The sequence below is a fragment of the Paenibacillus sp. PastF-3 genome, assembly GCF_029893135.1.
Taxonomy (GTDB): domain Bacteria; phylum Bacillota; class Bacilli; order Paenibacillales; family Paenibacillaceae; genus Paenibacillus_AQ; species Paenibacillus_AQ nitricinens.
Map to the genome: position 1 here is coordinate 1 of NZ_JARXWM010000039.1, position 7,642 is coordinate 7,642.

A 7,642-nucleotide genomic window follows, 5' to 3' on the forward strand; every position below is an offset into this window, starting at 1 on the left:
GCTCTTTTTTTAACTTCTTTTTCGAGCTCGGCATGTGTATTTCTTGGCCGGACTTAGAATATATCATGTATAGAGATTCATTGCAACACTTTTTTTCAAATATTTAAAAACCATAAATCAAGTATTAATGATTACACTCTATCTTTATATACTGTTGCCTTGTATACATTCCATAATATAAAAGAAAAACAACTGCAAAAGATATCAGTTGTTTTTAGAAGAGAGCTTAAAAGAATCTAAATTAATTCCGCTTCCTTCGCTCCAGTAATTACGGAAACGATACTGTTTCGAAGTATCTCCGCATTATAGGCCTGGTATGGATCAACATTGAAAATAACAGCATCTGCAATAAAACCCTCTGCAATCTGCCCCAGCTCATTTCCATTCCCTAGAATATCAGCAGCGCTTTTAGTAGCAGATTGCCATGCTTCTTTGCGTGTTAAGCCATAATCAATCAACGTATCCAGCTCTTGAAGGTTATAACCATGTAATGAAGGTGTAGCATAATCTGTACCGAATCCTATACGAACGCCTTCTCTTTTTGCATAATTAATGGCTTTGGAATGCGATTCAGCAGCGCGGGCAGCTCGTTCGCAAATAATCGGGTTCAAGGCTAGAACGCCTTTCGGATCTGCAGCAATGCGATAGATAGATGTAGTAGGTACAAAAGCCACCCCTGAACTAGCAAGTCTCCCTGCCTGATCTTCAGTTAGAAACATCCCATGCTCTATAGATTCCACGCCGGCCTGAATGGACCAGTCTATCGTTACTCCACCCCAGGTATGAACCAGTACCTTCTTATCATAAGCATGTGCATTACGAACAATGAATGCGAACTCTTCTTCGGAAAAGATCGGATCTACGACTTTCTCGGTGGGTGCCCCAAGACCGCCTGTGGCCATGATTTTTATCCAGCCCGCTCCTGTAGCAAAGATTTGCGCCATCCGTTGTTCCAAATACTTAATTCCACGGGCATCTGCTGCTCCAAGCATCTCACTGCTCGTATGCACTCTTAAAGGCTGCTGATACTGCTGAACAAGATGCTTCACTGTGCTGGGGGTAATTCCTCCTGCATCCCGTACAGTCGTTACACCAGTCCTTAGAGTAGCCTCAAATGCTTGCGCCTGCATGGCCTCGATCTGATGGGAGTCGCGCTTCAATTGGTCCGTATGATCAAAGTCTGTCCAAGCAAGATGCGTATGAAGATCAATAATACCAGGCGTTATCCATAGTTCTGTGCCTGTAGGAGTTGTATTATTTTGTTGCGGCTCCGCTTCAGTAATAGATGAAAAATAGCCATCCTTGATCACAACATTAAAACGTTTTCCTTCGATGCCTGCTATATGAATATCCATGAATGTATGTAGCTCTGGATGCTTATGGATCATCTTCATTCCCCCCAAGCCAGCCGAACAGCTTGTAATGCCTGATCAGGGTTTTGTTTCAACAACTCAGCAAGCGTTGACATGGCTTCCTCTACACTTTTACGAGCAGCATTTGTTCCAAAATGATTGATCCGCAAAAGATGTCCAAATAATTCTCCGTCTCCTGGAGCCACAATGCCTATAGGTTTTTCGATCTGCAAGTCTTGCCTTCCACCAATCCGAACCGTTGTAGTCAGTGTAGAATAATGTCTGCTGTCCTTTTGCCAAGGCTCAAGCCCCAAGCATTCTATACCCGCTAATGTAGCAGCTGCAGCCCTTTCATGACGCTGAATGATTTGCTCCAATCCCTCTTCTTCAATTCGTGTCAAGGTCAGGATCAAAGCTCTAGCCTCTAATGTCGGAATATTTGGAGCAACTCGTAGTGGCGCGGCGCCATCCAGCGAAGGTTTGAGATCCAGCAAGGACAAAATGGAGTTACGTGGTGCATTTTTATTAGACTCAAGAAATTTCCAGCCACGTGGTGAAATACTGACGGCGCTAACGCCGTTAGGTCCAGCCAAGGCTTTTTGCGCGCCTATCACAGCAAAATCAACTCCCCATTCATCGACCAGTAACACCTCTCCCCCAACCGCAGAAACCGAGTCCGTCACAGTAATGAGATTGTACTCCTTTGCAATCCTGAATATTTCTTTAGCCGGATTAGATCCACCTGTAACCACTTCAGCCTGAACAAAGGAAAGGGCACAAGGGTTAAACTCTTTAATTGCGGAAGCAACTTGGTCTCCAGTGACCACTTCATCAAAAGGAACCTTTACTTCAATTACCGTTGCTCCTCCCCGCTCAAGCCATTTTCCAAATAGACTTCCATAGGGACCTGTTACTACATTTACAATGGTTCGACCAGGCGCGGCTATTCCTGCAGCCACTGCCTCGATTCCCAGAATTGCCTCAGCTGGGATGATAACTGGTGGATGCTCAGTAAACAAGATTGTAGAAATTAATTGTGTAAGCTTATTATACTCAGTCACTGAAAGTGGCACATGTATATTATGTTCTGGGCTCATAAGAAACCTCCTGATGTACTTGATTTTGGCATTTTAGGAACCGCCGACAACAGCTCGTAACTATATTCATGTTTAGGCCGGATGAAGAATTGATCCTTGGGACTCTGCTCCACGAGCTTTCCTTGCCGCATAACTGCTACCGTATCGCTAATTGCATTGATAACTCCTAGATCATGGGAAATAAAAAGCATAGTGAGATTAAGCTCAGTTTTCAGCGTATTGAACAGCTCGAGCACACTAAGCTGCACAGATACATCCAGCGCGCTCGTAGGTTCATCGGCGATCAGGATATTTGGTTCAACGCTTAATGCACGAGCGATCGCTATCCGTTGCCGCTGACCACCAGAAAATTCGTGAGGGAATTTATCTAAAGCCTTTTGCTCCAAATGAACCTGGTTCAAAAGCTCTTTACATCTTTGCTCAACGCCCGAACGTCCCACTATTTTATGAAACAATAAGGGCTCGGAAAGAATTTGCCTAATCGAATGCTTTGGATTCAGCGATGCATCAGGATTTTGAAAGATCATCTGGATTATTTTACGATGCTCCCGGCTTCTTTTCTTTTTTAACTCTTGGGTACCTAACAGGATCTTTCCCTCATGCGGGGCAATCAGTCCAGCAATTACTCGAGCCAGCGTAGATTTGCCTGAGCCGGATTCACCAACAAGTCCAAGAGTGGTGTGCTGCTCAAGATTCAGATTGATACAATCCAGTGCAGTAAATCCGCCATAGTGAACAGTTAAATCTTTTATTTGCAAGGCTAGTTCCATAAGTCTCTACTCCCTTCAAGCTCTGGCAAAGGAAGCACCGAATCAATCAGCATCTGTGTGTAAGGGTCGGATGGATTTTGCAAAATATCAAGGGTAGCACCATGCTCAACAATCTGCCCTTGTTTCATTACACATAGGCGTGAGCATAAGCTGGCTGCAATCGCGAGATTATGGGTTACAAAAACCATGGCAAAACTGAGCTCCTGCTGGAGGTTCGTGATCGTTTCAATAATTTGCCGTTGAACCGTGACATCCAGCGCCGTTGTCGGCTCATCACAGAGAAGAATGCCTGGCTTGCATGCCAGTGCCAAAGCGATGACTACCCGTTGACACTGACCGCCTGACAGCTGACTTGGATATCGGTCCTTTTTCTTTAAAGAATCAGGGAGACCAAGTCTTTCGAGTAGCTCCAGCGCAATCATTCGCGAAGCCTTTCGGCTTACTCTCTGTCTGTAATACACGACTTCAGCCAGCTGATTGACAACCATACAGAGTGGATCAAGCGCACTTCTCGGGTCTTGAAACACCATCGCACTGCTTACGTCACTCTTAATGGTGCCACCTGTCTGTTCAACACCATTTGGAAGTAGTCCCAGAATTGCACGCAGCGTAAGCGATTTTCCTGAACCCGACTCACCTACTAATCCTAGACTCTCCCCTTTGCTCAGCGAAAAGCTAACATTGTTGACTAATCTCTCTTTTGACTTTGCAGCCAGCGATAGTGCATTTATTTCTAAAATGGGTTGTATAGACATCATTTTTTCCTCCATATGTCTGCCAAACCATCACCTAGGAGCGACAAAGCTATTCCGGTATACACCACTGCAAATCCTGGGACAGCTGAGAGCCACCAAGCTGTAGTGATGAAGGGTTGTCCATCCGAGATCATAGTTCCCCAGTCTGGAGTTGGCGGTGTAATACCGATCCCAAGATACCCTAGTGTAACAATGGCAACAAGCAATCCAATCATGTCTGTCATAAGAACGACCACGGCTTGCGGAAGCACATTGGGCAGCAGATGACGCAAAATAATTTTTACTCCGGGTAGCCCTAAGGTTTGAGCGGATGCCACCCATTCCTGATTGCGAAAAGATGCGCTAAGACCTCTCACTACACGAGCAAAAACAATCCAACCTACAAGGATAAACGTAATATAGATGCCTCGTTCTCCTGCTCCACTGGCAAAAGCCACGATAATGACGATTAGATAAAAAGGAAAAGCGATCAACGTATCTGACAGCAGCGTAATAACTGTATCAATCCATTTGCCGTAATATCCTGCTAGCATTCCTAGAAACACACCTATACAAAAGGGAATGATTTCTGCCAAGAACATGATTTTTAAATCCGTCCTCGCTGCATAAATCAATCTAGTAAACAGATCACGTCCCAGTTGGTCTGTTCCCAACCAATGCTCGGCTGACGGAGGCTGTAGAAAGGCACTCAAATTTTGCTCGGAGGGATCATAGGGACTTATATACGCTATGAATACAGTCAAGAACATAAGAGCTGCAAACATAATAATTCCCACTAGAAGTGAAGGGGTATTCCATATTCGCTTTAAGCCACTAGTCATCTTGCCACCCTCATACATTCTTGGCTCTAGTCTTATAGTTTTCATTGTTTTCCCTTCGTTCTGGGATCAAGCCACCAAGAAATGATTTCAATCAAGAGACTGGTGATCACAACAGCTAACGCACAGTAAAGTGCTATTCCTTGAATAACCGGAAAGTCCCGTTTCGAAATTGAAGTGAATAACAAGCTGCCAATTCCCTTTATTCCAAACACCTGTTCAACGACCAATGTGCCGCCGATTAGATAAGAAATATTCACACCCATCAGCATCAGTGTTGGAAGAGCCGAATTACGCAGCACATGTTTAAATAAAATAACCCTGCTTGGTATTCCGGCAGCCTTAAGTGTAACTACAAAATCCGATTCTAACACTTCAAGCATCTGTGCTCTTAACGAACGGACCAGCGTAGGAATCTGTGAGAAAGCAACGGTGATTGCCGGAAGTGCAAGACTGTGCAAGGTTCCAATCCACCCTTCACTTACTCCCCCAACGGGGAACCAGCCAAGCCGGACACTAAAGAGCAAAATTAAAAGTAAGCCAACCCAGAAGATTGGCATACCCAAAGTTATTGTAGGAAAAATACGTATTAAATGATCCAGCAGTTTATCCTTATGCGTAGCTGCTACTGTAGCAAGCAGAAGCGATACCAAAATCGCCAACACACACGCTATTACTATGAGCAACAATGTGACAGGGGCTCGCTGCATAATCAACTCTCTTGTTGATGTACCCATAACAATGGAGTTTCCGGTATCCCCCTGAGTAAATAGCGTCTTCAGAAATCGCAGGAACTGCTCCCACAAAGGGAGGTCCAGCCCAAGAGTATGATGCATACTCTTAAGCGCCTCAGGGGTACTGTATTCTCCCAATATCATTTTAGCTGGATCTCCAGGCACAATCCGGATGATGAAAAAGACTGCTATCATTACGCAGCAGATTACTGCCAGCGCTTTTATAAGTGATATCACAAGCCAGTTGTAAGAGTCTTTGCTTCCTCTCGGTTGATTTAACACCTGCTTAAGATTCGTCATTGGCTGATGCGGACATCTTCGAAACGGGCGCTGCCGTTAGGTAGAACAACAAGGCCGTCGACTGAAGAACGGATACCTTTCAGAACATCTGGATAATAAAGCGGAATATACGGCACTTCATCAGCAAGTGTCTGCAGCAGTTTAGTATAGATTTGCGCACGGCCATCGCCATCCGCTGTTTTTTGGCCCTCATATAGCAGCTTCGTTACTTCATCATTCGTATAATGGGTCCAATATGATTTGCTGAAGCCTTCCGGATCAGTTTGAAAAGCAATAATCGAGTTCGCTTCTGGGGAGTCGGCTTGACCGCTGTTGAGCATTGCGGCGAAATCATATGCAAAGAACCGTTCACGGAAAGTAGCAAGCTCAATCGACTCAATCTCAATTGTAATTCCGATCGTTTGACCCGCTGCCTGAATAATTTGTGCTTCTTGTGCTCTTGTACTATTGCCGGAAGCTACAAGTAATTTAGTAGTGAATCCATTAGGGAAGGCAGATTTAGCAAGCTCCTCCTTGGCCGCCTCGACATTGAAGTTCAGAGCCTTAATTGTATCATTGGAGTTGTAAGGAATCGTTGTTGGCAGCAATGAGTTTGCCGTCTGTGCATATCCAAAGGTTAACGCTTTGGTCAAGCCTTCACGATCAAGCGCCAGAGCCAGAGCGCGGCGAACATGCACATCCGAAAAATGTTCATCCAGCGTATTAAAGAACAATTGCTCTGTTACCCAACTACCATTAGTAATTACCTTTGTGTCAGCTCCATCTTTGATCTCATTAGCATTTTGCAGCGCTAAAGATTCAATAGCATTAACTTCTCCAGCTTTCAGCTGATTGATTGCTTGACTATCATCCTCAATCAACTTATAAACTAGCTTATCAATATATGGTTTACCTTCTTGCCAGTAGAATTTATTCTTAGTGAAGGTCAGATCACCCGCTGTATCCCATGATTCAACGACAAAGGGCCCCGTTCCGATGGGCTTCTTAAAGAATTCTTCTTCGGGAACTCCACCAAAATGGTTAGGCAAGATGCCATTTGAAAAATTGGATAGCTCTGAGATAAATGGTGTATAAGGCTCTTTAAGCGTAATAACAAGCGTTTTGTTATCTTGCGCTTTGATTGCGTCCACCTTTGCAGATATTGCCAGTGGGCCACCAACCTTCAAGTGGCGCTCAAGGGAGAATACAGCATCTTCCGCAGTCACATCCGTACCGTTTGAAAACTTCAGACCCTCACGAAGTTCAAAAGTATACGTCAATCCATCCTCACTAATACTGTGTGACTTCGCAAGCCAATCTACAATTTCGCCCTTGCTGTCAAAAGCAACCAATGATTCAAATACTTTGTCGATAGCAAAAGCATTGTTGGACGTAATCTGGTTATGCAGATCCAGCGAGGTTACAGAAGCAGGCCGACCATAGACGAAGGTTCCTCCTGCTGCCGGCTCTGCTGCTTGAGGACTCTGAGTTGCTGCACTCGCATTTTCCGAAGCTTCCTTATTGGAATCAGCCTTATTAGTAGATCCGGAGCAACCCGCGATTACCATCAATAGTAATATTGATATTGCCCCAAACAGAAGCGGCTTCTTTAAAGATAAATTAAAATATGACATACTCCATTCCCCCTACAATTCATATATGTTTAGTATGAATTGTATTATGGGTTAAACACTGTAGTCTGTCAAACAAAATTTAAATCGTACTAACCCTTTAAGTAAATAAATACAACAAAAAGACCACTGTCGATGACTCAACAGTGGTCTTGCGTGCTTGGCAACGTCCTACTCTCCCAGGACCCTTCGGTCCAAGTACCATC

The 7,642-nt window shown here is 44.4% G+C and carries 7 protein-coding genes; all 7 read right to left on the reverse strand.

What is annotated here, in order from left to right:
- Positions 1 to 236: 236 nt before the first annotated feature.
- From M2444_RS33350 to M2444_RS33380, 7 genes are read right to left on the reverse strand one after another with little or no spacing between them, the layout of a single operon-like run.
- Positions 237 to 1,388 (reverse strand): amidohydrolase family protein, encoded by a 1,152-nt coding sequence (locus M2444_RS33350; protein ID WP_280789132.1) that lies wholly within the window; start codon positions 1,386 to 1,388, stop codon positions 237 to 239.
- Positions 1,389 to 1,390: 2 nt separating this feature from the next.
- Positions 1,391 to 2,449, reverse strand: a complete 1,059-nt coding sequence (locus M2444_RS33355) for a pyridoxal-phosphate-dependent aminotransferase family protein (RefSeq protein ID WP_280789133.1) — start codon at positions 2,447 to 2,449, stop codon at positions 1,391 to 1,393.
- On the reverse strand, positions 2,446 to 3,219 hold the full coding sequence (locus tag M2444_RS33360) for an ABC transporter ATP-binding protein (protein ID WP_280789134.1): 774 nt from the start codon (positions 3,217 to 3,219) through the stop codon (positions 2,446 to 2,448). The genes M2444_RS33355 and M2444_RS33360 overlap by 4 nt, the downstream gene beginning before the upstream one ends.
- Positions 3,210 to 3,977 (reverse strand): ABC transporter ATP-binding protein, encoded by a 768-nt coding sequence (locus tag M2444_RS33365; protein WP_280789135.1) that lies wholly within the window; start codon positions 3,975 to 3,977, stop codon positions 3,210 to 3,212. Before M2444_RS33365 ends, M2444_RS33360 begins: the two co-directional genes overlap by 10 nt.
- On the reverse strand, positions 3,974 to 4,840 hold the full coding sequence (locus M2444_RS33370) for an ABC transporter permease (RefSeq protein WP_280789136.1): 867 nt from the start codon (positions 4,838 to 4,840) through the stop codon (positions 3,974 to 3,976). The genes M2444_RS33365 and M2444_RS33370 overlap by 4 nt, the downstream gene beginning before the upstream one ends.
- On the reverse strand, positions 4,837 to 5,826 hold the full coding sequence (locus M2444_RS33375) for an ABC transporter permease (protein WP_280789137.1): 990 nt from the start codon (positions 5,824 to 5,826) through the stop codon (positions 4,837 to 4,839). Before M2444_RS33375 ends, M2444_RS33370 begins: the two co-directional genes overlap by 4 nt.
- Complete coding sequence (locus M2444_RS33380; RefSeq protein ID WP_280789138.1) at positions 5,823 to 7,439, reverse strand: ABC transporter substrate-binding protein; 1,617 nt, start codon at positions 7,437 to 7,439, stop codon at positions 5,823 to 5,825. The genes M2444_RS33375 and M2444_RS33380 overlap by 4 nt, the downstream gene beginning before the upstream one ends.
- Positions 7,440 to 7,642 lie beyond the last annotated feature (203 nt).